Raw genomic sequence first — 25,503 nt, 5'->3', positions numbered from 1 at the left:
GATTGTATTGCCCGGTCGCGCTGCGCCTCTGGAGATGCCAGCTTTCGCTGGCATGACGGCGCGATGTCGCCATCAATTCCCTCGCCGCCGCCGGTTACTTCTCGGCCGCTGCACCCTTTGCCGCCGCCCCCTTGGCTGCCACCTTCTTCGCCGGCGCCTTCTTGGCCGCGGCCTTCGCCGGTGCCTTGCGCGCGGGCTTCTTCTTGCCCTTGGGCGGCCCCTTCGCGGCGCGTTCGGCCAGCAGGGTCAGCGCCGCCTCGGCAGCCAGCGTGGCGGGGTCGGTGCCCTTGGGGAGGGTCGCGTTGGTCTCGCCGTCGGTGACATAGGGGCCGAACCGGCCCTCCATCACCTTCACCGGCTTGCCCGTGACCGGGCTGTCCCCCAAAGTCGCGATCGGCTCGCGCGAGGCCCCGCGGGCGCGGGCGCCGCCGTTGGCCGCGTCGGCGAGCTTCGCCACCGCGGCGTTCATGCCGGTCTCGAATACCTCGGCGGTCGAGGCCAGCCGCGCATATTTGCCGTCATGCGCAAGATACGGCCCGTAGCGGCCGATCGAGGCGGTGATCGGCTTGGCGCTTTCGGGGTGGACGCCCACCTCGCGCGGCAGCGACAGCAATTTCAGCGCCATCGGCAGATCGAGCTCGGGCACGTCCTTGGGGATCGAGGCGCGCTTGGCGTCCTTGCCGTCGCCCAGCTGGATATACGGCCCGAACCGTCCCGAGCGGCGCGTCACCAGCTCGCCGGAAACGGGATCGGTGCCCATTTCGGCGGGGCCGGTATCAGCCTCGGCCGCCTCGCCGCCGCCCTGCGCGAAGCGGCGCGTGAACTTGCAGTCGGGATAGTTGGAGCAGGCGACGAACGCGCCATATTTGCCGCCGCGCAGCGCCAGCTTGCCGTTACCGCACGACGGGCAGGCGCGCGGATCGGTGCCGTCGCCCTTGTCGGGAAACAGATAGGGCGCAAGGAACTCGTCGAGCGCCGCGGTCACCTCGGACGGCTTCTGCTCCATCACCTCGGCGGTCTTCGGCTTGAAGTCGCGCCAGAAGGCGTCGAGCACCGCCTGCCACTGGGCGCGGCCGCCGGACACGTCGTCCAGCTCCTCCTCCAGCCCGGCGGTGAAATCGTAGGAGACGTATTTCTCGAAGAAGCGCTCGAGGAAGCTGGTCAGCAACCGGCCGCTTTCCTGCGGGATGAAGCGGTTCTTCTCCAGCACGACATAGTCGCGGTCCTTCAGCGTCTGCAGCGTCGCGGCATAGGTGGAGGGGCGGCCGATGCCGAGCTCCTCCATCTTCTTGACGAGGCTGGCTTCCGAATAACGCGGCGGCGGCTGGGTGAAATGCTGCTCGGCGGTCACCGCCTTCTTGGCGGGGGCGTCGCCCTCGCTCATGCGCGGCAGGCGCTTGGCGTCCTCGTCCTCCGCATCGTCGCGGCCCTCTTCGTAGAGCGCGAGATAGCCGGGGAACAGCACGACCTGCCCGGTCGCGCGCAACCCATGCTGGCCGGTGCCGTCTTCCATCTCGACCGTCGTGCGCTCCAGCCGCGCCGACGCCATCTGGCTGGCGAGCGCGCGCTTCCACACGAGATCGTACAGGCGGGCATGGTCGCCCGAACCGACCTTGTCACGGGTGAACTCGGTCGGACGGATCGCCTCGTGCGCTTCCTGCGCATTCTTGGCCTTAGCTGTATATTGGCGCGGCTTTTCAGGAACGTAGCCGCCGTCGTAGCGATCGACGATCGCGGCGCGCGCGGCGGAGATGGCGCTGCCGTCCATCTGCACGCCGTCGGTCCGCATGTAGGTGATCGCGCCCTGCTCGTAGAGATCCTGCGCCACGCGCATCGTGTGGCTGGCCGAGAAGCCGAGCTTGCGCGCCGCCTCCTGCTGGATGGTCGAGGTGGTGAAGGGCGGCGGCGGATTGCGGGTGAGCGGCTTGGTCTCGACCGAGACGACCGAGAAGCGCCCCGCCTCGACGTCCGTACGCGCCTTTTCGGCATCGCCGCCATTGCCGATCGTGAGGCGATCGATCTTGTTGCCGCGCCACCGCACCAGCCGCGCGAGGAACGGCACGCCGTCCTGCTCCATCGCGGCCGCGACAGACCAATATTCCTGCGCGCGGAACAGCTCGATCTCGCGCTCGCGATCGACCACCAGCCGCAGCGCGACCGACTGGACGCGCCCGGCGGACTTGGCGCCGGGCAATTTGCGCCACAGCACCGGCGAGAGCGTGAAACCGACCAGATAATCGAGCGCGCGGCGCGCCCGATAGGCGTCGATCAGATCCTCGTCGAGCGCGCGCGGATTGGCCATCGCCTCCAGCACCGCCGGCTTGGTGATCGCGTTGAAGGTGACGCGCTCGACGTGCTTCGGCAGCGCCTTCTTCTTCCGCAAGACCTCCTGGACGTGCCACGAAATCGCCTCGCCCTCGCGATCGGGATCGGTCGCGAGAATCAGCGAGTCCGCGGTCTTCGCCTCGTCGGCGATCGCCTTGAGCTGCTTGGCCTTGTCGGCATAAGGCTCCCACTCCATCGCGAAGCCGTCATCCGGATTCACCGACCCGTCCTTGGGCGGCAGATCGCGGACGTGACCGTAGGAAGCGAGCACGCGATGGCCCGGTCCGAGATACTTCTCGATGGTCTTGGCCTTGGCCGGAGATTCGACGACGACGAGCTTCATGGCGTTTATATGGGATCCCTAGCCTATGCGCGCGAGGGTGGCGGCCAGAAGCACCCGCCGTCAAGCCATCGTCAGATACGGGAGATGCGCCCGCCGGCATGACGGGCGAGCCGATCGGCCAGTTCCAGCTCCAGCAGAACGGTCTGGACGACCGCCGGGGGCAGGCCGGACTGGCGGATCAATTCGTCGATCGCGACCGGCGTGGGTGAAAGCAGGTCGAGCACCGCGCGCCGATCGTGATCGCTCGGTGCTTCGATGGGTGCGGCCTGAAACGATTCGCGCGGTGCGGCGACGCGGGTGCTGCCGAAGGGATTGAGGCTGGCGAGGACATCGGCGGCATTCTGCACGAGGATGGCGCCGTCACGGATCAACTGGTTGCAGCCCTGCGCGCGCGGATCGAGCGGCGAGCCCGGCACCGCCATCACCTCGCGCCCCGACTCCGCCGCCAACCGCGCCGTGATGAGCGAGCCCGATTGCGGCGCCGCCTCGATCACGACCGTGCCCTCCGCGAGCCCGGCGATGATGCGATTGCGCGAGGGGAAATGGCGTGCGCGCGGTTCGACGCCCGGCGGTTGCTCGGCGATGAGCAGGCCGCGCTCGGCGATCGCCGCCTGCAGCTCGGCATTTTCCGGCGGGTAGATCGTGTCGATCCCGCCGGCGATCACCGCGATCGTGCCGCCGTCGAACGCGCCGGCATGCGCCGCGGTATCGATGCCGCGGGCGAGCCCGGACACCACCACCTGCTGCTCGAGCGACAGATCGTGCGCCAGCATGCGCGCGAACCGCATCCCCGCTGCAGAGGCGTTGCGGGCACCGACCATCGCCACCGATGCGCGGCCGAGCAGATCCGATCGCCCCTTTACGATCAGCGCGGGCGGCGCGCTCTCGATTTCGGCCAGCAAGGTGGGGTAATCGGGTTGCCCAGAAACAGATAGCGCGCACCCAGCGCGGCGACGCGCGCAACCTCCTGCTCGACCTCGACCGCTGGCGTCACGCGTGGGGGAGCGCCGCCGCCACGTCGCGAAAGCGCCGGCAGCGCATCGAGCGCCTCGGATGCGGTGGGGTAGCGACGCAGGAGTTGGCGATAGGTGACGGGGCCGATCGACGGCGTGCGGATCAGCCGCAGCCGCGCAATGGCCTCAGGATCGCTCAAGCCCGTCAGGCGTCGGCGGAACGGCCGACGCGCGGCTCGGTCCCCTCCAGCAATCGGGCGATATTGGCGCCATGCCGCCACACGAGAACCAGCGCGAACACGAGCAATATGATGACGAGATCGGCGCGGAAGAAGAAGGCCGCCGCCACCGGGGCCGCGATCGCCGCGCTCATGCCACCGATCGACGAATATCGCGTCAGCAAGGTCGCCAGAAGCCAAACCGCCAATGCTACAAGCCCGGCCTGCCAGCAAAGTGCCAGGACGACGCCGAGCAGGGTCGCAACCCCCTTGCCACCCTTGAACCCGAGCCACAGCGGAAAAACGTGCCCGAAGAAGGCGCCGACCGCCGCGAGCGGACCGAAGCCTGGCTCAATTGCCTCGACGATGAGGACGGCGGCAGCACCCTTGCCGCCATCCAGCAGCAACGTGAGCGCGGCAAGCCCCTTCCGACCCGTGCGCAGCACATTGGTCGCGCCGATATTGCCCGAACCGATCGAACGGGGATCGGCCGCGCCGGCGGCACGGGTGACCAGGATACCAAAAGGGATGGACCCGACGAGATAGGCGCCGACGAGGACTAGCGCCGCCACAATCCAGACATGACCCGACACGCCCACCTCCGAGCATAAGCTCTAGGTCATTGCGGACGGCGTGCCAATTGATCTTGATTAGCGGTGAGAACAAACACGAAACACCCCGGCCACCGGCCGGGGTGCATGATCGCTGTCAGGCGGACGGTCTCAGATCTTGTCGCCGAGCGCGCCCTTGACCGCACCCTTGGCGTTCTGGACGTGGCCGGCAGCCTCCTGCGCGACGCCTTCGGCCTGGATGTCGGGACGGTCGAGCGCGTCGCCAGCGACCTGCTTCGTCTTGCCGACCAGTTCGTTCGCGGCACCTTTGATCTTGTCGGTCAGTTCACCCATGGGATCCTCCATGATCGCGCCATGCGATCTGACAATATCAGCGTTCAGCCTCGCCAAGGGTTCCGCGCATAGGCTGATGTTGGCGATGAACCGCTCGCGGGGCGGCGGTGCCGCGAGCGCCAGGGCTCGATCGCAAGGAGCGGCGCTCGCGAGTGCCCATCGGCAGGGGCAACAATCAAAGGATACGAACCTGCAGAGCCTGCTCCCTAAGCGCACAAACAAAAAAAGGGCGAGCCAGCCGGCCCGCCCTTCTTCTGTCACTTGCGACGGTCTCAATCAGAGGCCGGCATAAGCCTCGTTGCCGATGAAGCCCATCTTGGACACGTTGGCACGCTTGGTCACCGCGAGCACCTCGTCGACGACCTCGTAGCGGGCCTGCGGATCCGGCCGCAGATGCAGCTCCGGGATCGGGTTCATCGACTGGGTCTGGTCGAGATACTGGCGCAGGACCGTCAGATTGATCGGCGAACCGTTCCAATAGATGATCCCAGCCGGATCGACCCGCACTTCGTTCTTGACCGGCAAGATCGGCGGCGGCGGAGCGTTGGTGTTCTGCGGCAGATCCAGCTTCACGGCGTGGGTCTGCACCGGGATGGTGATGATGAACATGATGAGCAGCACCAGCATGACGTCGATCAACGGCGTCGTGTTGATGTCCATCATCGGCTCGCCCTCGGCGGAGCCCGAGCTCATTGCCATAAGGTCTTACTCCACGACCGAGTGATAGGTACCGGGTTCCGGCTGCGAGATGAAGCCGACGCGGGCGAAGCCGGCGCGGGCGACGTTGGTCATCGCACCGCCGATGCACCGCCAGGGCGTATCGACGTCGGCGCGGATGTGCACCTCGGGCAGTTCCAGGCCGGGCGCGCTAGGGCCACCCTGCTTGTCAATCTCAAGCCGGAGCTTGGCGACCGAACGGTCGAGCAGTTCCTGCGCGGTAACGCGGGTCTGCCCCCAATAGACTTCGCAACCACCGGCCTTGTCGCCGCGGATCGACAGCACGACGTTCTCGGGCTTGCTGGTCGTCGGCTCGTAGACGACCTTCGGAAGGCGAACCGGGACCGTCTGGATCACGACCGGCACGGTAATCAGGAAGATGATGAGGAGCACCAGCATGACGTCGACGAGCGGCGTCGTGTTGATGTCGGACATCGGGGCGTTTTCTTCGGCGGAACCGACACTCATCGCCATACGAAAGGATTCCTATTTCTGGTCGTGACGGTAACAGCCGCCGCGATGGAGCGGCGGGCGGGGCGTTGCGGCCCCGCCCGCGCCATCAGCTTACGCCTTGGGGTTGATCGCGGCCGAGCCGGTCTTGACCGGGGGAACCGGCGTGGCGGCCTTGGCCGAGACCAGCAGCGGGCGCACCGCACCGTTCGACACCATGTAGCCATGCAGGTCGTTGGCGAAGACGCCGATCTGCTCGGCGACGACCTTGTTGCGGCGAACGAGCCAGTTGTAGCCGAGCACCGCGGGAACGGCCACGATCAGGCCGAGCGCGGTCATGATGAGCGCCTCGCCGACCGGGCCGGCGACGGCGTCGATCGATGCCTGACCGGCAGCGCCGATCTTGATGAGTGCGCGGTAGATGCCGATCACGGTGCCGAACAGGCCGACGAACGGTGCGGTCGAACCGACCGTCGCGAGCACGGCGAGGCCGGTGCCGAGCTTCGAGTTGATCGCCGCGGTCGAGCGCGACAGGCTGCCCAGCAGCCACTCATGCTGGTCGACCGGATCGATCAGCTTGGTGTGCTGCTCCTGCGCCAGCAGGCCGTCGTCGACGATCTGGCGGTAGGCCGAATTCTTCTCGAGCTTGTTCACGCCGTCGCGGATCGTGGGCGTGCCCCAGAAATTGGTGCGCACGCGCTTCGCCTGATTGAGCACCTTCTGCTGCTCGATCAGCTTGGTGAACATGATGTACCACGTCGCGGCCGACATGATGACGAGGATGATGAACACCGACCAGGCGATAACACCGCCCTGGTGGAGCGCGGCCATCAGGCCATAGGGATTGGAGTTGGCTGCGGCAGCGCCGGCGGCTGGGGTCGTCATAGTCGCGCTAGTCCTTCTTCGAAAAGGTTCGTTGGCAATCAGCGCCGGTCCGGTTGCGGACCGGCGCTCATGAGGGTCATTCCTTCGGCACCACCCAGCGCACGTTGCGCTGTGCGGTCGATCGCATCGGCCGGCCCGACTGGTCCATCGCGGGCGAATATTTGCCGCGGCGGGTGATCAGACGGCACGCAGTCTCGTCAAGGTCGGGCGAACCGCTCGATTCGGTGACCTGACAATTCTCGACCTTGCCCTGCTCGTTGATCTGCCAGGAAATCTTGGTCACACCCTCACGATTCTCGCGCAGCGCGGCTGGCGGATAATCGTCGTTGGTGATCCACTGCGCCGGATCGCCCTTGGCACCGGCAGCCTTGGACACCACCGGCGGTGGCGGCGGCGGCGGAGCCGGAGGTGCGGCCGGCGTGATCACCGGAGCCGGCGGAGGCGTCGGAACCGACACGATCGCAGGCGCGGAAATCGCCGGGGTTTGCACGATCGGCGGCGGCGCAACCACTGGCGGCGGCTCGACCTTCTGGTCGGGCGGCGGTGGTGGCGGCTTCTGCTCAGGCGGCGGTGGTTGATCCTGAACGTCGACGACCTTCAGATCCTGCGCAGCTTTCTTGATGACGTTGAAAGCCAGACCGGTGATGAAGGCATAGCCGATTAGCGCGTGGAACAGGACCACGAAGGCAATGCCCGCCATTTTCCGCGGGCTCATTGCGGGTTGATCAGCGTAAGCCATTAAGGAACGTCACTCCCTCCAGACGGTAATAGGCACGCTGAGGAAGGGCACCCCCAGTCAGCCCTTGCTCGTAGCTCGTAGCTCGCGACAGGTTCTTGCGTCCCGATGCACGAAACTGGGTGCATTGTTATCGTGGCCTCGGCGGTTGCGCAAACCCTTTGTCGTCCCATTTTAACGATTACGTATACGATCGCGCGCTTGTCGTTCGGGCCGCGGCCATGGCACACCCTGCCTATGGCTCGTCTTACCCTCGTGCGCCTGCTCGGCGCGGCGCTCGCATATACGACTTTGGTCGCGGCTGCGCCGCCGCCCGTGGTTAATGGCGGCCTGACCGACGACTATGGCTATGTCGAACTCGCCGACATGGCCTTCGCGGCTCCGCTTGCCGTCGCCGCGGACATCGTCAGTGCGGTGCCGCTGAAGCCGGCCGAGGCCGGCGACGTACCACCGGGCAAGACACGCTATTACGTCCATGCCGACGTGCGCGCGCTCGTCAGCGGCCGCGCCGACCTGCCGCCGCAGGTGAGCTATCTGGTCGACCTGCCGACCGACAAGAAGCGTAAGCTGAAAGCGGTCCCGGTGCTGCTGCTCGCCGCGCCGACCGCGCGATCGGGCGAATTGCGGCTCGTCGGCGCGCGCGCGCAGGTGCCGCGCACGCCTGACAACGAGGCGCGGCTGCGCTCGATTCTCACGGCGTCGGTCGCGGCCGATGCACCGCCGCAGGTGACGGGGGTGCAACGCGCCTTCCATGTCGCGGGATCGCTCCCCGGCGAAAGCGAGACGCAGATTTTCCTGCGGACGGCCGATCGTCGCCCGATCTCGCTCAACGTGCTGCGCCGTCCGGGCGAGCGGCCGCGCTGGGCGGTGGCGCTGACCGAGCTGGTCGACGACAGCGCGGCCCCGCCCAAGCCCGACAGCCTGCTCTGGTATCGGCTCGCCTGCGGACTGCCGCAGCGCCTTCCGGAAGGCGCCGTCACCGGCCAGTCGCCCGAGGATGCCGATGCGGCGCGCGCGGATTATCAGGTGGTGCTGACCGGCCTCGGCCCCTGCCGCCACGCCGGATAGTTCGACGAAATCGTCGACCGGTTCAGCGCAGCGTCGCGCTATCGAGGTTGAGCGTCGCGGCGGGAATCACCTCCGGCGTCACGCCAGCCGCCTTCAGGGCCGGCAGAAACTGGCCGGCATCGCCGACGATGATCGTGCTCGCGGCCTTGGGGTCGATCAGGTCGACCGCGACCGCGCGCACCTGCTCCGCCGTCACTGCCGCGACCGACGGCGCATAGCGCGCAATCTCGGATAGCGGCGCGCCTTCCAGCACGAGCCCGGCGGTCAGACCGGCGAGCCCGTCGGTCGTCTCGGTTGCGCGGCCGAATCCGCCGATCAACGTCGCCTTGCGCGCTTCGAGTTCCGCCGTCGGCACCAATTCGCTGCCCATCCGCGCCATCTCGCCGCGCATCAGCGTCACCACCTGCGGCACGGTCGTGTTCTTGGTCTGGGTCGCGACCGTCAGCGGGCCGGCCATGCGCCGCGCCTGGAATGACGAGCTCGCGCCATAGGCCAATCCGCGCTTCACCCTCACCTCCTGGTTCAGGCGCGAGCCGAAGCCGCCGCCGAGCGCCGCGTTGGCGACCGTCATCGCATAATAACGCGGGTCGATTCGCGCGATCGTCGGCCGGGCCAGCCACACCGCTGCCTGCGGCGTGCGGGCGAGATCGACGACGATCGTACGCGGCGCAGGCAGTGCTGCTGCGGCGGGTGCCGCCGGTACTGCCGTGGCGGGCGCGTGCCAGCCGCCGAACAGCGATTCGGCCTCGGCCGCGGCGTGATCGGGCGTGATGTCGCCCACCATCACCAGGGTCACCGCATCCGGCCGCCACCAGGCGCGATAGCCGGCAGCCATGTCGTCGTGCGCGATTCGCTTGAGCGAGAGCGGCGTGCCGTTGGCCGGCTTGCCATAGGGCCCGTCGCCATACAGCGCGCGCGCCGCCACCATCGATGCCAGCGAGCCGGGCGTGGTATATTCGATCGACAGCCCGTCGATCAGCTTGGCGCGCTCGCGCTCGATCTCGGCCTGCGGGAAGGCCGGTGCGGTCGCGACGTCGGCAAAGACGCGCAGCGCGGGCGCCAGCGCCTCGGTGCGGACCGTAAGCTGCAGGAACATGCCGTCGCGGGTCGCGTCGGCGCCGATGCCGCCGCCCAGCGTCTCGATCGTGCGCGCAATGTCGGTGGCGGAGCGCGTGGCGGTGCCCTTGGTAAGCACGTCGGCGGTGAGTTCGGCCAGCCCCGCGCGGGCCTGCGGATCGCTCGACGAGCCACCGCGCGCCACCAGGAATGCGGTGACGATCGGCACGGCGTGGCGCTCGACCACCACCAGCTTCATGCCATTGGCAAGCTTGCGCTCGACCGGCACCGGCAAAGCCGGCGTGACCGGCTGTCCGGGCGCCGGCGGCTGGATGCGATCCGCGGCAGCCGCCTGCACCGGCACCGGCGCGTTCGGCGGCACGATCAAGGGCGCGGTGCGGACGGTCGATGCGACCGCGATCGTCTGGTCGACGACGTCGCCGGTCGCGGGCAGATCCGCGATCACGATCGCGCGGTCGTCCGCCAGCAGGCGACGCGCGGCGCGCTGCACGTCGGCGGGGGTGATTGCCTCGATCGCGGCGATGCGCCGATCGCTGGCGTTCGGATCATTCTCGAGGATCACGTCGCTGGCGAGCGTGCCCGCACGGCCCTCGGCGGTTTCGCGCGCCTTCAAGGCGCCGGTGATGATCTGGTTCTTGACGCGCGTCAGTTCCTCGGCCGCGACCGGCTCGTCGCGCAGCCGGCCGATCTCGCGGCGCAGCGCCGCCTCGGCCTCGGCGACGGTCTTGCCGCCAGTCAGCAGCGCATAGGCCGTGATCATGCCGGTGCCCTTGCGCAGGTCCGCCATCACGCCGGTCTCGCCGGCGATACGGTCGCGATAGACGAGCGATTGGTACAGCCGCGAGCTCTCCCCGCTCGACAGGATGCCGTCGAGGACGTCGATCGCGGCATGATCGGGATCGGTCGCGGGCGGCAGCGGCCAGCTCAGCAGCACCGCCGGCAGCGGCGTGTTGACGGCATGCACGGTGTAGCGACGCGCGGCGGTGCGCGGCGGCTCGGCCGGATCGGCGCGGGGGATCGGCCACGCCGGCTTCGCGATCGGCGCGAAATAATGATCGACCCACGCGTCCAATTGCTTGGGATCGAAATTGCCCGAGACGACCAGGATCGCATTGTCGGGCCGGTAATAATCGGCGTGGAATGCGCGCACGTCCGCCAGCGTCGCCGCGTCGAGATCGGCGATGCTGCCGATGGGGGAACGCGCATAGGAGGCGGTGGTATAGCTCGCCGCCGGCAGATCGAGCCGGAACAGGCTGTCATAGGGCCGCGCCGCATCGCCGCGCAGTTCCTCCTTCACGACGTCGCGCTCGGCGGCGAAGGTCGCCTGGTCGATGACGAGGCTGCCCATCCGCTCGGCCTCGGCCCACAGCAGCCGCTCGAGATGGTTGGCGGGAGCGACCTCGTGATATTCGGTGAAGTCGTCGTCGGTCGACGCGTTGATGTCGCCGCCGACATCCTCGGTCAGGCGCATCATCTGCTCGGGCGCCATGTCGCGCGTCGCCTTGAACATCAGATGCTCGAACAGATGCGCGAAGCCCGAGCGCCCGCGCGGATCGTCGCGGCCACCGACATTGTACCAGACCTGCACGGACACCGTCGTCCCGCCCGCGTCCGGCATCGCGAAGACGCGCAGGCCGTTGGGCAAGGTGCGCTGCACATATTGGAGCGGCGGCACGACCGGTGCCGCAGCGGCGAGCGGCGTCGTGAGAATGAGAGCGGAGGCAAGCAGCAGCGGCTTCAGCATGGACGGCGACGGTCCCCGAATATGCGGGCAGAACGCCCGAGATGGCGCGGCCGGATAGCCGGCCGAAGCTGAACTAGATCAGACCGGCGAGCGGGCTCGACGGATCGGCATAGCGGCGGCGGCCCATGCGCCCCGCTTTATAGGCCAGGCGCCCGGCCTCCACCGACAGGCGCATCGCGCGCGCCATCGCGATCGGATCCTTGGCCTCGGCGATCGCGGTGTTCATCAGCACGCCGTCGCAGCCGAGTTCCATCGCCACCGCCGCGTCCGATGCTGTGCCCACGCCCGCATCGACCAGCACCGGCACGGTCGCGCCTTCGACGATCAGCCGGATCGTCACCTGATTCTGGATGCCGAGTCCCGAGCCGATCGGCGCGCCGAGCGGCATGATCGCGACCGCGCCGGCATTTTCGAGCCGCTTCGCCGCGATCGGATCGTCGACGCAATAGACCATCGGCAGGAAGCCCTCCTTGGCCAGCACCTCGGTCGCGCGCAGCGTCTCGACCATGTCGGGATAGAGCGTGCGCGCCTCGCCCAGCACCTCCAGCTTCACCAGATCCCAGCCGCCCGCCTCGCGCGCCAACCGCAATGTGCGAATCGCATCCTCGGCGGTGAAGCAGCCGGCGGTATTGGGCAGATAGGTGACGCGCTTCGGATCGATGAAGTCGCTCAGCATCGGCGCGTTGCGATCGGTGACGTTGACGCGCCGCACCGCGACGGTGACGATCTCCGCGCCCGACGCTTCCAGCGCGGCGGCGTTCTGGGCGAAATCCTTGTACTTGCCGGTGCCGACGATCAGGCGCGAGCGAAAGCTGCGGCCCGCCACCGTCCAGCGATCCTCGTCCGCCACCGGCGCGGGATGATCGCCGCCGCCGACGAAATGGACGATCTCGAGCTCGTCGCCATCCTCCAGGCACACCTGCGCGATCGTGGAGCGCGGCACGATCTCCAGATTGCGCTCGACCGCCACCTTCTCCGGCACGAGCCCGAGCTGGTTGGCGAGATCGGCGATCGTCGCGCCAGCGGCGATGCGCTGATGCCCGCCGTTGACGATGATGCTGATGGTGCCGTCGCTGTGGATGGGAGTCGCCATGGGGCTCATCTAGGGATTTGCGCGGCACGATGAAACCGACTTCATACGTGATGCGCTGGACGGATCGGCCAAGCTCTGACATTGGCGCGCGTTTGAACAAGAAGGCATCGTTGGATGACCGAAACGAATAATTCAATGCAGGTCGATGCGGCGCTCGTCCGCCAACTCGCCGAACTGCTGGACGATACGAACCTCACCGAGATCGAGGTGCAGGATGGCGAGCGGCGGATTCGCGTCGCGCGGACCGTCACGGTCGCGCCCATGCCCGCGCCGATGGCGCAGGTCGCAACGCCCGCTCCCCTCGCTGCAGCGGCACCGTTGGCGGCACCGCCCGCCGTCGAGGCCGCCCACAATCCGGGCACGATTCGCTCGCCGATGGTCGGCACGGTCTATCTCGCCGCTTCGCCCGGCGCCCCTGCGCTGTCGGAGATTGGCAAGACGGTCGCCGCTGGCGACACGTTGCTGATCGTCGAGGCGATGAAGGTGATGAACCCGATCGTCGCGCCCAAGGCCGGCCGGATCACGCAGATCCTGGTCGACAATGCCCAGCCGGTCGAGTTCGACCAGCCGCTCGTCGTGGTCGAGTAAACCGCATTGCCCGAGATCAAGAAGATCCTGATCGCCAACCGCGGCGAGATCGCGCTTCGCATCCACCGCGCATGCCATGAAATGGGCATCCGCACCGTGGCGGCGCATTCGACCGCCGACGCCGACGCGATGCACGTGCGGCTGGCTGACGAGGCGGTGTGCATCGGGCCGCCCGCGGCGACCGACAGCTACCTCAACATCCCCAATTTGATCTCGGCAGCCGAGATTTCGGGCGCGGATGCGATCCACCCTGGCTACGGCTTCCTGTCCGAAAATGCCCGCTTTGCCGAGATCGTCGAGGCGCACGGGCTGATCTGGATCGGGCCGAAGCCCGAGCACATTCGCACGATGGGCGACAAGATCGAGGCGAAGACGACCGCCGCGAAGCTCGGCCTGCCGCTGGTGCCCGGCTCCGACGGCCCGCTGACCGAGCTGGCCGAGGCCAAGCGCGTCGCCGCCGAGATCGGCTATCCCGTGCTCATCAAGGCCGCGTCGGGCGGCGGCGGGCGCGGCATGAAGGTCGTGCCCGAGGAAGACCAGCTTGAAACGCTGATGGCGCAGGCCGGCAGCGAGGCAGCCGCGGCGTTCGGCGACGCGACCGTCTACATGGAGAAATATCTCGGCGATCCGCGCCATATCGAGTTCCAGGTGTTCGGCGACGGCAACGGCAACGCCATCCACCTCGGCGAGCGCGACTGCTCGCTCCAGCGCCGCCACCAGAAGGTGCTGGAAGAGGCCCCCTCTCCCGTCATCAGCGCCGAGCAGCGCGCCGAGATGGGCGGCATCGTTTCGAAGGCGATGGCCGACATGGGCTATCGCGGTGCAGGCACGATCGAGTTCCTCTACGAGGACGGGCAGTTCTACTTCATCGAGATGAACACCCGGCTGCAGGTCGAGCATCCGGTGACCGAGGCGATCACCGGCCTCGATCTGGTGCGCGAGCAGATCCGCATCGCCGAGGGCCATCCGCTGACGCTGCGGCAGGAGGACGTGGTCTTCCGCGGCCACGCGATCGAGTGCCGCATCAATGCCGAGGATCCGCGCACCTTCGCCCCCTCGCCGGGCACGGTGACGCAATATCACGCGCCGGGCGGCATGAACGTGCGCGTCGATAGCGGGCTGTACGCCGGCTATCGTATCCCCCCTTATTACGACAGCATGATCGCCAAGCTGATCGTCTACGGCAACACGCGTGCGGGTGCGATCCGGCGGCTGCGGCGTGCGTTGGAAGAGTTCGCGATCGTGGGCGTGAAGACGACCATCCCGCTCCATCAGGCGCTGGTCGACGATCCCGAATTCCAGGCCGGCGACTATACGATCAAGTGGCTGGAGCGGTGGTTGGCCGAACAGGAAGCGTGAGGGCGACGATCTACCACAATCCGCGCTGCTCGAAGTCGCGCGAGGCGCTGGCGATGCTGCACGATGCCGGCGCCGACGTGTCGGTGGTGGAGTATCTCAAGACTCCGCCGACGCGCGACGAACTGGCGCGGCTCTACGCACGCGCCGGCATGACGCCGCGCGCCGGCCTGCGCACGGCCGAGCCGGCCGCCAAGGCGCTGAAGGATGCGGACGATGCAGCGATCCTCGACGCCATGGCGGCCGACCCGATCCTGATCGAGCGGCCGCTGGTCGAGACCGACAAGGGCGTCCGCCTCGGCCGGCCGTCCGAGGCGATCCGCGAGATCCTGTAGGTCGACCGGCTCAGCTGCCGCGGGTCTCGCGCTGGACGTCGAGCCCGTGGACGGCGCCCTCGCGCGCATCGAGATTCACCGTCCAATGCACGCTGTGCCGCATGTCGTGGCTGGAGCCGAACGTGTTGTAGGTGCACGTCGCGCCGCGGCAGGTCGCGCCCGCCTTGCGCAGCGTGGCGCGCGCCTCGGCCACCGGCGTGCCCGCGGGGACGCGCGCATCGAGCGCCGCACGCGCCACCTCCATCTGCTCCGCGCCCGAATAATGGTGCTCGAAATCGCGGAACGTCTCGGTCGTGTGCGCGGGATAGGGATTCGCCGCGAGCGGTGCCGCCAGCAGCAGGGCGCTGCCGACGAACACCGACGCGAACGGGAAAGACATACGGGCCATCATCATCTCCTCTTCTTGGATGACGCCAAGATGGGTGGCCGATGATGCGGCTCTCTCTCCCGCCGGTTACAAAAGATGGCGCGTCAAAAACTTGCGCCGATCGAGAAGACCGCGCGTGCACCCGCGATCGACTTGCCGTTGCTGACCTGGCTGAAATTGGGCTGGAGATAGGCAGAACCGCGTTTGGTGATGTCGGTATCGACATAGGCGACCCCGATCGTCACCGGGCCGATCAGCGCATAGTCGACCCCCGCCATCCAGTCCCAATATGAGCCGGTCGGGGTGACGCTGGTGCCGTTGGGGCCGAGGCCGCGATTGCCGTGCGAATAGCCGACATGCGCCTTCACCGTCGCGCGCGTGCCGGGCACGCCCGCGCTGGCATCGCCCCACAGATAGAGATTGTCCTTCTTGTCGCCGGGCGCGTTGGGGATGCCCGCGACCGAATCGGCGCCGGTATAGTACCAGCGGCCGAGCGCCTCCTGCTTGGGCGCGTAGGCGACACCGCCGAGCAGGCTGAGCGGACCGATCGTACCCGACAGCTTCGCATAGGGCTCGGCAAAGTCGGTCTTGTCCGATCCGCCGGGGTACATGTACCAGGTGAGGCCGACATCGAGCGTGCCCCCGCCAAGCTTGAGCTTGTAGCCGCCGACCAGATCGAGCTCCATGTTGGCGCCGCCGAACTGACCCCAGCCGGCGAGGTTCGACGCCCAGAAGCTCGCATAGAGCCCGCTTTCGTGGCTGGCGGTGAGGCCGCCCTGGATCGCGGCCTTGTTGTCGCTCTGCGAGACGCCACGGAAGCGATAGTCGGTGACGAGGCCGGCCGAGCCGGACACGCTGATCGGGCCTTTGGGCATGTCCTGCGCGGCGGCCGGAAGCGCGATCGAGGCTGATATGGCCGCCAGTGCGGCCTTGATCGTCAGGTTCATGGAACCCCCTTGCTTGGAGTGGGCGTTCCTCTGCATCCGAACCGCCGCCGCTCTCACTCGGAGGGATTTGAGCGGGTGGCGGTCGGTCCGGACGCAGCCCGTCATGACGACGGGATCCTGCCGATGGGTGTCTCCACGGTAAGGAAAGGTTGCCGGCTCAGGCGGTGATCCCCTTGAGGTGATCGGTATCGCCGTCGACCCGGATCGGCGTGCCCGCCGCGCGGCGGCGCGCCAGCCAGTCCTTGAGCATCTCGGCGCTAGTATGGTCGATCCCGGTGAGCCGCCCGACGTCCAGTCGCACCGGGCGTCCATGCGGCACCGCGTCGAGCGTACGGGTGAGCTTGGGCAGCGTCACGAAGGTCGCCGTGCCGTGGAGCGCGATCGCGCTTTCCTCCTCCTCGTGGCGCTCGTGCACGCCCAGGCGAAGGCGGCGCAGATGCGGCAGCAGCTCCAGCGAGGACAGGGCGAGCCCGACCAGCACCCCGGTCAGCAGATCTTTCGCCACCACCGTCGTCAGCGTCGCCACCCACACCAGCGCGGGCAGCGCGCCATAATGACGGAACAGGTGGGTGACGTGGTGCAGGCTCACCAGCCGCCAGCCGGTCACGACGAGGATGCCGCCCAGCGCCGCCATCGGGATCTCGCGCAGCAGCCACGGCATCAGCACCACGAAACCGAGGATCCACGCGCCGTGCAGCATCGCCGAGGCGCGCGAGACCGCGCCGGCCTGCACGTTGGCCGACGAGCGCACGATCACGCCGGTCATCGGCAACGCGCCGGCGACGCCGCACAGCATGTTGCCGACGCCCTGCGCGCGCAGTTCCTTGTCATAGTCGGTACGCACGCCGTCGTGCATGCGATCGACCGCCGCCGCCGACAGCAATGTCTCGGCGCTGGCGATGAAGGCGATGGCGAGCGCGCTCGCCCAGATTGCGGGGTCGGCGAAGCGGCCGAGGATGCCGCCGTCCGGCAGGTCGATCGCCGCGAGGATGTTGCTCGGCACCGAGACGTGCGTCACGCCGAGGCCGGTCGCGAACACGGCGAGCGTCGCGGCGGCGACGCCGACGAGCGCGCCGGGCACCAACCGCATCGAAGCGGGACGGAGCTTCTCCCACCCCAGCATCGCGACGATCGTCAGCAGGCCGATCGCGAACGCCGCCTCCGCGCCCGCCATGTTGGTCGGGTCGAGGCCGAGCAGCCGCTCGGGCATGGCCGACAGGTTGGCGAGGCCGCTGGGCAATGGCTTGGCGTCGAACAGCACGTGGAACTGGCCGGCGACGATCAGCACGCCGATGCCCGCCAGCATGCCGTGGACGACCGCCGGCGAGATGGCGCGGAACCAGCCGCCGAGCCGGAAGATACCGGCGACGACCTGGATCAGCCCGGCGATAATAAGGATCGGGCCGAGCGCCGACAGGCCCTTGTCGCGCACCAGCTCGAACACGATCACCGCGAGGCCGGCAGCCGGGCCGCTCACCTGCAGCGGCGAGCCCGAAAGCGCGCCGACGACGAGGCCGCCGATGATGCCCGTCACCAGCCCCTTTTCGGGCGGCATGCCCGAGGCGACGGCGATGCCCATGCAGAGCGGCATCGCGACGAGGAAGACGACGATCGACGCGGTCAGGTCACGCGATCCGCCCCCGCTCAGGCGGGACAGCAAAGCGCCCATCACTCCGCCGCCAGCGCGAAATCGGCGGCGAAGCGCTGGCCGGCGGCGAGCGCCACCGGCAACGGCGCATCCTCGCGCAGCGGCACGAACCGCCCGGTGTCGCCGTCGAGGCCCAGCACCTGGCCGGCATGGATGTCGACGAACCAGCCATGCAGCGCCAGCTCGCCGCGCGCGATCGCGGCGGCGACCGAGGGATGTGTGCGCAGGTGCGCGATCTGCGCGACGACGTTCTCGAGGCTGATCGCGTGGACGCGATCATGATCGGACAGATCGGGGTAGCTCGAATCGACGATCGCGCGCGCGGCGTCGCCATGGCGTATCCACGCGGCGACGTTGGGCATCGCCGACAGCTTGGCCGGATCGCCGGCGAGGCCCTTCATTGCGCCGCAGTCCGAATGGCCACAGACGATGATGTCGCGCACGCCCAGCACCATCACGGCATATTCGACCGTGGCCGAGACGCCGCCGATCGCGTCACCGAACGGCGGGACGATATTGCCCGCATTGCGGCAGACGAACAGGTCGCCGGGGGCGGCCTGCATCACATGCTCGGGCACCACGCGCGAATCGGCGCAGGAGATCATCAGCGCTTTGGGGCTCTGCCCTTCGCGCGCGAGCTTGCCGTAAAGCTCGCTCTGGTTGGGATACGTGTTCTTCTCGAAGCTGAAGACGCGGCCGATCAGCTCGTTCATCGCAAAAACTCCCGGGGACGTGCGCATGGCACCACGCACCGGAATTTAGCGACGCGGTTTTGCTGCGGTGCCGCGCGACTGTGAGGAAGTATTGCGTCGGCGTGCGTCAGTCGCGCGGGAGGCGCAGCTCGGCGCGAACGCCCCCCTCCGGCCGATTCGCGAGGATGAGCGCGCCATTGTTCAGCGCCGCCGCCTTGGTCACGATCGCAAGGCCGAGGCCGAGCCCCTTGGTGTTGCGGGCCCGCGCGAAGTCCAGCCGGCTAAATGGCCGCGTGACGCTTTCGAGCTGATCCTCCGGAATGCCCGGCCCCTCATCCTCGACGCGCAACACGATGCGATCGTCCTCCTCCAGCACGCTGACATGCGCGACATGGCCATAATGGATCGCATTCTCGATCAGATTGCCGAGCGCGCGCTTGATCGACAGCGTGCGCACCACCGCCTCGAGATGATCCGGACCGGCATAGGTCGCGGCGCGCCCATGATCGGTGGCGTCGTCGACCAACGTCGCGGCAAGCACTGCGATATCGCTCAACACCGGCTTCTCCGGATCGTCCTCGCCGCCGAGGAAGGCGAGCAACGACGTCACCATCTCCTCCATCTCGGTCACGTCGATCGCGAAGGCGCGGCGCGTGGCGGAATCGGCGATCCCCTCGGAGCGCAGCTTCATCCGCGCGAGCGGGGTGCGCAGATCGTGGCCCACCGCCGCCAGCGCCTGCGTCCGTTCGGAGATGAGCTGGTGGATGCGCGTCTGCATCGCGTTGAAGGCGTGGATCACCCGGCGCACTTCGCGCGGGCCCGATTCGGGCAGGGTAACGCTCTTGCCATTGCCGATCCGCTGCGCCGCGCGCGCCAGCATCCCCATCGGGCGCAGCGTGTGGCGGAACAGGAATACGCCGACCAGCAGCAATAATGCCGCAGGCAGCAAGGCGATGACGATCCGATGCAGCGTCAGGCCATCGCCGCTGCCCGGCGCGGCCGCACCGAACCGCACCCAGCTTCCGTCCGACAGGCGCATTGCGCCGACGATCCGGGGCACGCGGCCGGCCGCGACCAGCCCCATGCGCAGGTCGCCGGCGGTCAATGTCGGCTCCCACCGCAGCACCTTGCCACGCATGTCCGCGAGTTCGGCGCCGCCGACCATCGGCAGCGCGCCGCCGCCGGTCCAGCCGATCGCATAGCGATTGGTGGTGAGGCGGTGCGCCATCGCCGGGCGCGCGGCCGACGGCTGCCCGTCGAGCAGGGTGCGCGCGATCATCAGGTGCTCGGCCAGCCGGTGCGCCTCATCATCGCGGATCAGCGCGCGGCTCGATCGCTCGTACAGCCACGCGCTGCCGACAAACTCGATTCCGACGATCAGGAGGAAGATCGCGAGCAGGCGGCCGAGCAGACCGATCGACAGCACCCGCCGGACGATCACTTCCGCTCGACCGGCGCGTTCAGCATATAGCCCACACCGCGCACGGTGATGATCGGCGCATCCTTGCCGGCGCTCGACAATTTGCGACGCAGCCGGCTGACCAGCACGTCGATCGAGCGATCCGAACTGTCGCCCAGCCGCGTGCGCGACAATTCGATCAGCCGCTCGCGCGCGATCACGCGCTGGGCGTGATCGAGCAATGTCACCAGCAGATCGAATTCGGCGCCCGTCAGGTCGATGACCCCGCCGCTGGGCGAGGTCAGCTCGCGGCGCGGCAGGCTGACCGTCCAGCCGTCGAACGTGAGGATGCCACGCGCCCGCTCGGTCTGTGCGCGCTCGACCCCGCCACGGCGCAGCACCGCGCGCACCCGCGCCACCAGCTCGCGCGTGCCGAACGGCTTGGCCAGATAATCGTCGGCGCCAAGCTCCAGCCCGATCACGCGATCGGTCTCCGATCCCTTGGCGCTGATGAAGATGATCGGCACCTCGCTGTCTTTGCGCAGCGAGCGGCACAGATCGATGCCGCTTGTGCCCGGAAGCATGATGTCGAGCAGCACCAGATCGGCGGTGCCGGTCTTCAGCGCCTGCCACATTTCGGGTGCCGATCCGCACGGGCGGACGACATAGCCATTCTCCTGCAGCGCGCGCGTCGTCAGCGTGCGCAGCGCCGGATCGTCTTCGACCAGAATGATGACGGGCGCGGTCATGACAGGCCGATCGCGATGGTGACGTAAGGCAAGAACTGCTCCTGAAACGGACGCCCGCAATGGGCGCGAGGCTCATCTAGGGATTGGCAGATACCCGCACCAAGCAGGCGAAACGCTTTCTTACAAAGGGGCGACTGGCGAGCAAGGTCGCGATCCTAGCTGGTATCGCATCAAACTCAGGAGATGTTCCGTGCGCCTTTTCGTCCTGCTCGCCGCCGCGAGCCTCGCCGCCCCGCTCGTCGCGCAGCCGCTCGTCGCGAGCGATGCCACCGGACCGCTTTCGGGCCGCAGCCCGCACAAGGTGATGCGCGTCGCAAGCGCAGCGCCGGCCTGCGGCAAGACCATGCATTCGATCCCGGCGGGCAAGCTGCCCACCTACGGCCTGCACGCCTTCCCGCGTGCCTGCGCCGACGTGGAAGTGGCCCGCGCCGACCTGCCGAAGGGGGCCGAACGCGCCGAGTGACGCGGGCGGCCACCGCCCCGCGCCCTTGAACCTGGCGGCGCGCTTTCTACGTCGCTCCCTCCCAGGAGCTTCGCAGGAATCGCGATCGTGGCTGCTTCCGCCCCCAATCGACTGACGGCCGGCACCGCCGTGGTGGCGGTGCACGTGCTGCTGGCGGCGGCGTTGCTGTTCGGGCTGACGACGCACCGGGCGGTGCCGGTCGAACAGACCACCGCCACGTTCGACGTCACCGCGCCCAGGCCGCCGCCCCCGCTCGCCGTCGAACGGCCGCGCACCCATGCCCACGCCGGCAAGGCGTCGCCGCCCAACCTGAAGGCGATCCCAACCGCGCTCGTCCAGCCGCCGGTCGCGCATATCGTGCCGCCGGTGATCGTGGCCGCGCCGATCGCCGGCCCCGGCGCGGCGGCATCGTCGGGCGCGTCCGACCGCGCCGGGCCGGGCTTTGGTGCTGGCGGCAACGGCAATGGCCGTGGCAGCGGCGACGATGGGAATGGCGACGGCGACGGAGGCGAGCCGCCGCGCCACGTATCCGGCCGCATCAAGAATGCCGATTACCCGCACGATCTGGTCGGTGCGCGCATCGGCGGCACCGTCGGCGTGCGCTATCGGGTGGAGGTCGATGGCCGCGTTAGCGACTGCCTGGTCACGGCGACGAGCGGCAGCGCCGAACTCGACGCGCTCACCTGCCGCCTGATCCAGCAGCGGTTCCGCTTCAGGCCGTCACTGGACGAGGATGGTCGTCCGGTCGCGTCGCAGATCGTCGAGAATCACAGCTGGATCGTCGATCCAGCGACCGACGAGGATCGCGACGCGCGGTGAGCGCCCGCCGATAATGACGGGCGCCCGCTCGCATCACTGGCAGCGATAGCCGTTGCGGCGATTCTGCGCCCGATCGTGGTTCTGATCGAGGTTCTTGCCGAGCAGCGCGCCGCCGCCCGCGCCGAGCAGGGTGCCGAGCGTTCCGCCGCCCAGCACGTTGCCGAGCACGCCACCGCCGACCGCACCGAGCACGAGGCCGGTCGTGCCGTTGCTGCGCTTGCAATAATAGCGGCCGTCGCCGCCGCGATAGACGCGGTCATTCTCGGACAGGCGGCGCGATCCGTAGCGACGATTGTCATAATGCTGCGACGGATCCCATTGGCCGTCGCGATCGCCCTGCCAGCTGCGGTCGTGATTGTAATTTTGCGCGACGGCGGGGGCCGGGAGCGCCAGCGGGGCCGTGGCGATGGTCGCGACGGCGAGTGCGGCAAACATGGTCTTCATGATCGGCTCCATTAGTGGAGCCTCCGTAACGATGCGCCACCCATCTGGTTGCGCCGCTCCCGTAACGATCGATGACGGCCGGCGCGCCCGGGGGGAAGCGCGCCGACCCGCGTCGATCACTCGGCCTGCTGGGGGAGCGCCATGCGATCGACGTCTTTCTGGGTCGCCTGCTTTTCGTGCGCCTTGTCCATATGGGCGAGCGCGTCGCGCACCCCCTGCGCATAGGCCGGATCGATCTGCTCGAAATGGCCGAGCTGGCGATCGATGATGAACTGCGGGATGCCGTGCATCGCGGCGGCGAGGTTGCTGTAGAGGCGGCCCTTTTCCGCATCGGAGAACATTGCCCACAGCGCGCGCGGCTGCTTGAAATCCTCATTGCCCTCGCGATGGTTGTAGCGCTTGGCGACGCCGCTCACCGGCAGCGGCGGCTCGAGATAGGAGGGATCCTCCGCCGGCCCGTCGAAGCTGTTCGGCTCGTAATAGGCCTCCGGATTGCCGTTGTCGGCGAAGAAGCGGAGCAGGCCGTCCTTGTGATAATGGTTCACCGGCGACTTGGGCTGGTTGATCGGCAGCGCCTCGTAATGCGTACCCAACCGATAACGGTGCGCATCGGCATAGGAGAAGATGCGCGCCTGCAGCATCTTGTCGGGCGAGAAGCTGATGCCCTTGACGACGTTCGACGGGCTCATCGCCACCTGCTCGACCTCGGCGAAATAATTCTCCGGATTACGGTTGAGCTCCAGCACGCCGACCTCGATCAGCGGGAAATCGGCATGCGGCCACACCTTGGTCAGGTCGAACGGGTTGAACTCGCTCGCATCGGCCTGCTCGACCGTCATGATCTGCACGTACATCGTCCACTTGGGGAAATTGCCCTCGTGGATCGCGGTGTAGAGCTCTTCCTGATAGCTTTCGCGGCTCTTGCCGATGACCTCGCCGGCCTCCTCGTTCGTGTAGAACTTATGGCCCTGCTGGGTCTTGAAGTGGAACTTCACCCAGTAACGTTCGCCCGCGTCGTTCCAGAACGAGAAGGTGTGGCTGCCATAGCCGTTCATATATTGCGGGCCGACCGGCAGGCCGCGATCCGACATCAGGATCGTCACCTGATGGAGCGATTCGGGCGAGAGCGACCAGAAATCCCACATCGCCGTCGGCGAGCGCAAATTGGTGCGCGGATGGCGCTTCTGCGTGCGGATGAAATCGGGGAATTTGTACGGATCGCGCACGAAGAAGACCGGCGTGTTGTTGCCGACCAGATCCCAATTGCCGTCCTCGGTGTAGAATTTGATCGAGAAGCCGCGCACGTCGCGCTCGGCATCCGCAGCACCCTGCTCGCCGGCGACGGTCGAGAAGCGCAGGAACAATGGCGTTTCCTTGCCGAGCTGGTTGAACAGCTTGGCGTTGGTATATTTGGCCACCTCGGTCGAGGTGATCTTGAGCGTGCCGTGCGCGCCCCAGCCCTTGGCGTGGACGACGCGCTCGGGAATGCGCTCGCGATTCTGGTGGGTCAGCTTCTCGATCAGCTGATAATCCTGCAGCAGCAGCGGCCCGCGCTCGCCGACGGTGAGGCTGTTCTGATTGTCGCCGACCGGTGCACCGGCGGACGTGGTCAGCGTTGGACGATTCTTACCTTGGCTCATGGACGCTGCTCCTCTGGCGTTGCCCCCGTTTAGGGCGACGCCCGGTGATCGAGCCAATTGCTTGTCGCGGTCACAGAAAGCGGAAACAGCGATCAGCGAGGGTTCGTCCCCTACCTCCGCGTCATTCCCGCGCAGGCGGGAATCCATTGCCTCAGCCGATGCAGTTCATCCGCGACCACCCGGCATATGGATCCCCGCCTGCGCGGGGATGACGGGTGAGAGAGGCGACGGCCCTACAGCCGCTCCAGCACCGCATCCGCCATCGCCGCCGTGCCGACGCGCTGCGTGCCGCCGGCCAGATCGGCGGTGCGGTAACCCGCCTCCAGCGTCGCCGCGACTGCCCCCTCGACCCGCTCGGCCAGATCGGGCCGGCCGAGGCTCGAGCGCAATGCCATCGCGAAACTGAGGATCGACGCGCAGGGGTTGGCGATGCCCTGCCCGGCAATGTCGGGCGCGGAGCCGTGGATCGGCTCGTACAGGCCGGGCCGTCCCGCCTCGCCCAGCGCCGCCGAGGGCAACATGCCGAGCGAGCCGGTCAGCATCGCCGCCGCATCGGACAGGATGTCGCCGAACAGATTGTCGGTGACGATCACGTCGAACTGCTTGGGCGCGCGGACGAGCTGCATCGCGCAATTGTCGGCATACATGTGACTGAGTTGGACGTCGGGATAATCGGACGCGCCGAGCTTGGTCACCTCTTCGCGCCACAGCAGGCCCGATTCCATCACGTTCGCCTTCTCGACCGAGCAGAGCCGGCCGGTGCGCGCGCGCGCCAGTTCGAAGCCGACGCGCGCGACGCGTACGATCTCGTCAGTGGTGTAGCTCTGCGTGTTGAACCCGCGCCGCTTGCCGCCGCCGATATCCTCGATGCCGCGCGGGCTGCCGAAATAGACGCCGCCCACCAGCTCGCGCACGAACATGATGTCGAGCCCCTCGATCAGCTCGCGCTTGAGCGTCGAGGCGTCGGCCAGCGCGGGGAAGCACAAAGCCGGGCGCAGATTGGCGAAGACGTTCATCGCGCCGCGCAGCTTGAGCAGGCCCGCTTCGGGGCGCACGTCGAACGCGGTCGCCGCCCATTGCGGCCCGCCGACCGCGCCCATCAGCACCGCATCGGCCGCCTGCGCGCGCGCGATCGTCGCCTCCTCGATCGGCACGCCGGTCGCGTCGATCGCGGCGCCGCCGAACAACGCCGTCTCGGTCGCCAGATCGAGCCCGGCCTCGGCGTTGAGGCGCTCGATGATGCGGACGGTCTGCGCCGTCACTTCCGGGCCGATGCCGTCGCCGGGCAGGAGCAGGAGCGTCTTCGTCATGGGTCTCTTCCTCGAATGCGGTGCCGCCCATCCGGCGCGGGCGCCGCGTCGTCAAGGCCGGAGGTGGCGGCCGCGGCGCGCGGAAGGTGACAAAGGTGACGCTACGTCAGGGGTGGGTGCGGTTCCCTGCGCGGTGCCCCGCGGCCGCGGAGACCGGCGACAGCATGGCCGGGCGCCGCACGATGACGGCCTTTACGGCGCGGCGAAAGATCATGGCGGGCGATGGCGTTGC

General features: G+C 68.0%; 24 protein-coding genes and 1 pseudogene. 6 read left to right on the top strand and 19 right to left on the bottom strand.

The window, feature by feature from the left end; all coding sequences use genetic code 11:
* Window positions 1–94 precede the first annotated feature (94 nt).
* The 8 genes and pseudogenes from topA to K8P63_RS02500 form a co-directional block, all read right to left on the bottom strand.
* Window positions 95–2,668 (bottom strand): type I DNA topoisomerase, encoded by a 2,574-nt coding sequence (topA, locus tag K8P63_RS02535; RefSeq protein ID WP_223798316.1) that lies wholly within the window; start codon window positions 2,666–2,668, stop codon window positions 95–97.
* A 71-nt stretch (window positions 2,669–2,739) separates the two neighbouring features.
* Window positions 2,740–3,821 (bottom strand): annotated as a pseudogene (gene dprA / locus K8P63_RS02530) (DNA-processing protein DprA).
* 5 nt (window positions 3,822–3,826) lie between these two features.
* Entirely contained in the window at window positions 3,827–4,432 is a 606-nt protein-coding gene (plsY, locus tag K8P63_RS02525; protein ID WP_223798315.1) for a glycerol-3-phosphate 1-O-acyltransferase PlsY, read from the bottom strand.
* Between the two features lie 129 nt (window positions 4,433–4,561).
* Entirely contained in the window at window positions 4,562–4,744 is a 183-nt protein-coding gene (locus tag K8P63_RS02520; RefSeq protein ID WP_223798314.1) for a CsbD family protein, read from the bottom strand.
* A gap of 276 nt (window positions 4,745–5,020) precedes the next feature.
* A complete protein-coding gene (locus K8P63_RS02515; RefSeq protein ID WP_223798313.1) occupies window positions 5,021–5,443 on the bottom strand; it encodes an ExbD/TolR family protein in 423 nt (140 codons plus the stop codon).
* Window positions 5,444–5,449: 6 nt separating this feature from the next.
* Window positions 5,450–5,935, bottom strand: a complete 486-nt coding sequence (locus K8P63_RS02510; RefSeq protein ID WP_223798312.1) for an ExbD/TolR family protein — start codon at window positions 5,933–5,935, stop codon at window positions 5,450–5,452.
* 90 nt (window positions 5,936–6,025) lie between these two features.
* On the bottom strand, window positions 6,026–6,796 hold the full coding sequence (locus tag K8P63_RS02505; RefSeq protein ID WP_223798311.1) for a MotA/TolQ/ExbB proton channel family protein: 771 nt from the start codon (window positions 6,794–6,796) through the stop codon (window positions 6,026–6,028).
* A gap of 76 nt (window positions 6,797–6,872) precedes the next feature.
* Window positions 6,873–7,496 carry an energy transducer TonB gene (locus tag K8P63_RS02500; RefSeq protein WP_317629339.1) on the bottom strand — a complete coding sequence of 208 codons (624 nt, stop codon included), beginning with the start codon at window positions 7,494–7,496 and terminating at the stop codon, window positions 6,873–6,875.
* A gap of 273 nt (window positions 7,497–7,769) precedes the next feature.
* On the opposite strand from K8P63_RS02500, the gene K8P63_RS02495 reads away from it, so the two are divergent.
* On the top strand, window positions 7,770–8,600 hold the full coding sequence (locus K8P63_RS02495; RefSeq protein WP_223798309.1) for a hypothetical protein: 831 nt from the start codon (window positions 7,770–7,772) through the stop codon (window positions 8,598–8,600).
* Between the two features lie 22 nt (window positions 8,601–8,622).
* On the opposite strand, the gene K8P63_RS02490 is transcribed toward K8P63_RS02495, so the two are convergent.
* Window positions 8,623–11,421, bottom strand: coding sequence for a M16 family metallopeptidase (locus K8P63_RS02490; protein ID WP_223798308.1), 2,799 nt, complete (start codon window positions 11,419–11,421; stop codon window positions 8,623–8,625).
* A gap of 73 nt (window positions 11,422–11,494) precedes the next feature.
* Entirely contained in the window at window positions 11,495–12,514 is a 1,020-nt protein-coding gene (gene thiS, locus K8P63_RS02485) for a sulfur carrier protein ThiS (RefSeq protein WP_317629338.1), read from the bottom strand.
* A gap of 114 nt (window positions 12,515–12,628) precedes the next feature.
* Here thiS and accB point away from each other — a divergent pair, with 114 nt between their 5' ends.
* Genes accB through arsC form a run of 3 tightly spaced genes read left to right on the top strand, consistent with a single transcriptional unit; the run spans window position 12,629 to window position 14,793 of the window.
* Window positions 12,629–13,102 carry an acetyl-CoA carboxylase biotin carboxyl carrier protein gene (gene accB / locus K8P63_RS02475; RefSeq protein ID WP_223798307.1) on the top strand — a complete coding sequence of 158 codons (474 nt, stop codon included), beginning with the start codon at window positions 12,629–12,631 and terminating at the stop codon, window positions 13,100–13,102.
* A gap of 6 nt (window positions 13,103–13,108) precedes the next feature.
* On the top strand, window positions 13,109–14,461 hold the full coding sequence (gene accC, locus K8P63_RS02470) for an acetyl-CoA carboxylase biotin carboxylase subunit (RefSeq protein ID WP_223798306.1): 1,353 nt from the start codon (window positions 13,109–13,111) through the stop codon (window positions 14,459–14,461).
* Complete coding sequence (arsC, locus tag K8P63_RS02465) at window positions 14,458–14,793, top strand: arsenate reductase (glutaredoxin) (protein ID WP_223798305.1); 336 nt, start codon at window positions 14,458–14,460, stop codon at window positions 14,791–14,793. Before accC ends, arsC begins: the two co-directional genes overlap by 4 nt.
* A gap of 10 nt (window positions 14,794–14,803) precedes the next feature.
* Here arsC and K8P63_RS02460 read toward each other — a convergent pair whose 3' ends face one another.
* The 6 genes from K8P63_RS02460 to K8P63_RS02435 all read right to left on the bottom strand — a co-directional run bounded on the left by K8P63_RS02460 (window position 14,804) and on the right by K8P63_RS02435 (window position 20,595).
* Complete coding sequence (locus K8P63_RS02460) at window positions 14,804–15,181, bottom strand: hypothetical protein (RefSeq protein WP_223798304.1); 378 nt, start codon at window positions 15,179–15,181, stop codon at window positions 14,804–14,806.
* An 83-nt stretch (window positions 15,182–15,264) separates the two neighbouring features.
* A complete protein-coding gene (locus K8P63_RS02455; RefSeq protein ID WP_223798303.1) occupies window positions 15,265–16,107 on the bottom strand; it encodes a TorF family putative porin in 843 nt (280 codons plus the stop codon).
* A gap of 157 nt (window positions 16,108–16,264) precedes the next feature.
* Entirely contained in the window at window positions 16,265–17,776 is a 1,512-nt protein-coding gene (locus tag K8P63_RS02450) for a SulP family inorganic anion transporter (protein WP_223798302.1), read from the bottom strand.
* A complete protein-coding gene (locus K8P63_RS02445) occupies window positions 17,776–18,468 on the bottom strand; it encodes a carbonic anhydrase (RefSeq protein WP_223798301.1) in 693 nt (230 codons plus the stop codon). Before K8P63_RS02445 ends, K8P63_RS02450 begins: the two co-directional genes overlap by 1 nt.
* Before the next feature lie 106 nt (window positions 18,469–18,574).
* Window positions 18,575–19,888, bottom strand: coding sequence for an ATP-binding protein (locus K8P63_RS02440; protein ID WP_223798300.1), 1,314 nt, complete (start codon window positions 19,886–19,888; stop codon window positions 18,575–18,577).
* A complete protein-coding gene (locus K8P63_RS02435) occupies window positions 19,885–20,595 on the bottom strand; it encodes a response regulator (protein ID WP_223798299.1) in 711 nt (236 codons plus the stop codon). Before K8P63_RS02435 ends, K8P63_RS02440 begins: the two co-directional genes overlap by 4 nt.
* Before the next feature lie 190 nt (window positions 20,596–20,785).
* Here K8P63_RS02435 and K8P63_RS02430 point away from each other — a divergent pair, with 190 nt between their 5' ends.
* Entirely contained in the window at window positions 20,786–21,058 is a 273-nt protein-coding gene (locus tag K8P63_RS02430) for a hypothetical protein (RefSeq protein WP_223798298.1), read from the top strand.
* 87 nt (window positions 21,059–21,145) lie between these two features.
* Window positions 21,146–21,877, top strand: a complete 732-nt coding sequence (locus tag K8P63_RS20710; protein ID WP_263282672.1) for an energy transducer TonB — start codon at window positions 21,146–21,148, stop codon at window positions 21,875–21,877.
* 33 nt (window positions 21,878–21,910) lie between these two features.
* Here K8P63_RS20710 and K8P63_RS02420 read toward each other — a convergent pair whose 3' ends face one another.
* From K8P63_RS02420 to leuB, 3 genes are all read right to left on the bottom strand, one after another.
* Window positions 21,911–22,321 carry a hypothetical protein gene (locus K8P63_RS02420; RefSeq protein ID WP_223798297.1) on the bottom strand — a complete coding sequence of 137 codons (411 nt, stop codon included), beginning with the start codon at window positions 22,319–22,321 and terminating at the stop codon, window positions 21,911–21,913.
* 116 nt (window positions 22,322–22,437) lie between these two features.
* Window positions 22,438–23,961 carry a catalase gene (locus K8P63_RS02415; protein WP_223798296.1) on the bottom strand — a complete coding sequence of 508 codons (1,524 nt, stop codon included), beginning with the start codon at window positions 23,959–23,961 and terminating at the stop codon, window positions 22,438–22,440.
* 233 nt (window positions 23,962–24,194) lie between these two features.
* Window positions 24,195–25,271 (bottom strand): 3-isopropylmalate dehydrogenase, encoded by a 1,077-nt coding sequence (leuB, locus tag K8P63_RS02410; RefSeq protein ID WP_223798295.1) that lies wholly within the window; start codon window positions 25,269–25,271, stop codon window positions 24,195–24,197.
* Between the last annotated feature and the right edge of the window lie 232 nt (window positions 25,272–25,503).

This window comes from Sphingomonas nostoxanthinifaciens (assembly GCF_019930585.1).
Classification (GTDB): domain Bacteria; phylum Pseudomonadota; class Alphaproteobacteria; order Sphingomonadales; family Sphingomonadaceae; genus Sphingomonas_I; species Sphingomonas_I nostoxanthinifaciens.
This window is presented reverse-complemented; position numbering and strand designations above follow the sequence as displayed.

Excerpts from the sequence above, each read along its gene's own strand:
- K8P63_RS02505 (WP_223798311.1), bottom strand. The coding sequence starts at position 6,796 with ATGACGACCCCAGCCGCCGGCGCTGCCGCAGCCAACTCCAATCCCTAT.
- K8P63_RS02435 (WP_223798299.1), bottom strand. The coding sequence starts at position 20,595 with ATGACCGCGCCCGTCATCATTCTGGTCGAAGACGATCCGGCGCTGCGC.
- K8P63_RS02490 (WP_223798308.1), bottom strand. The coding sequence starts at position 11,421 with ATGCTGAAGCCGCTGCTGCTTGCCTCCGCTCTCATTCTCACGACGCCG.
- topA (WP_223798316.1), bottom strand. The coding sequence starts at position 2,668 with ATGAAGCTCGTCGTCGTCGAATCTCCGGCCAAGGCCAAGACCATCGAG.
- leuB (WP_223798295.1), bottom strand. The coding sequence starts at position 25,271 with ATGACGAAGACGCTCCTGCTCCTGCCCGGCGACGGCATCGGCCCGGAA.
- thiS (WP_317629338.1), bottom strand. The coding sequence starts at position 12,514 with ATGGCGACTCCCATCCACAGCGACGGCACCATCAGCATCATCGTCAAC.
- K8P63_RS02510 (WP_223798312.1), bottom strand. The coding sequence starts at position 5,935 with ATGGCGATGAGTGTCGGTTCCGCCGAAGAAAACGCCCCGATGTCCGAC.
- K8P63_RS02500 (WP_317629339.1), bottom strand. The coding sequence starts at position 7,496 with ATGGCGGGCATTGCCTTCGTGGTCCTGTTCCACGCGCTAATCGGCTAT.
- K8P63_RS02415 (WP_223798296.1), bottom strand. The coding sequence starts at position 23,961 with ATGAGCCAAGGTAAGAATCGTCCAACGCTGACCACGTCCGCCGGTGCA.
- K8P63_RS02455 (WP_223798303.1), bottom strand. The coding sequence starts at position 16,107 with ATGAACCTGACGATCAAGGCCGCACTGGCGGCCATATCAGCCTCGATC.
- K8P63_RS02450 (WP_223798302.1), bottom strand. The coding sequence starts at position 17,776 with ATGGGCGCTTTGCTGTCCCGCCTGAGCGGGGGCGGATCGCGTGACCTG.
- K8P63_RS02420 (WP_223798297.1), bottom strand. The coding sequence starts at position 22,321 with ATGAAGACCATGTTTGCCGCACTCGCCGTCGCGACCATCGCCACGGCC.
- K8P63_RS02445 (WP_223798301.1), bottom strand. The coding sequence starts at position 18,468 with ATGAACGAGCTGATCGGCCGCGTCTTCAGCTTCGAGAAGAACACGTAT.
- accB (WP_223798307.1), top strand. The coding sequence starts at position 12,629 with ATGACCGAAACGAATAATTCAATGCAGGTCGATGCGGCGCTCGTCCGC.
- K8P63_RS02460 (WP_223798304.1), bottom strand. The coding sequence starts at position 15,181 with ATGGCCCGTATGTCTTTCCCGTTCGCGTCGGTGTTCGTCGGCAGCGCC.
- K8P63_RS02520 (WP_223798314.1), bottom strand. The coding sequence starts at position 4,744 with ATGGGTGAACTGACCGACAAGATCAAAGGTGCCGCGAACGAACTGGTC.
- K8P63_RS02495 (WP_223798309.1), top strand. The coding sequence starts at position 7,770 with ATGGCTCGTCTTACCCTCGTGCGCCTGCTCGGCGCGGCGCTCGCATAT.
- K8P63_RS02515 (WP_223798313.1), bottom strand. The coding sequence starts at position 5,443 with ATGGCAATGAGCTCGGGCTCCGCCGAGGGCGAGCCGATGATGGACATC.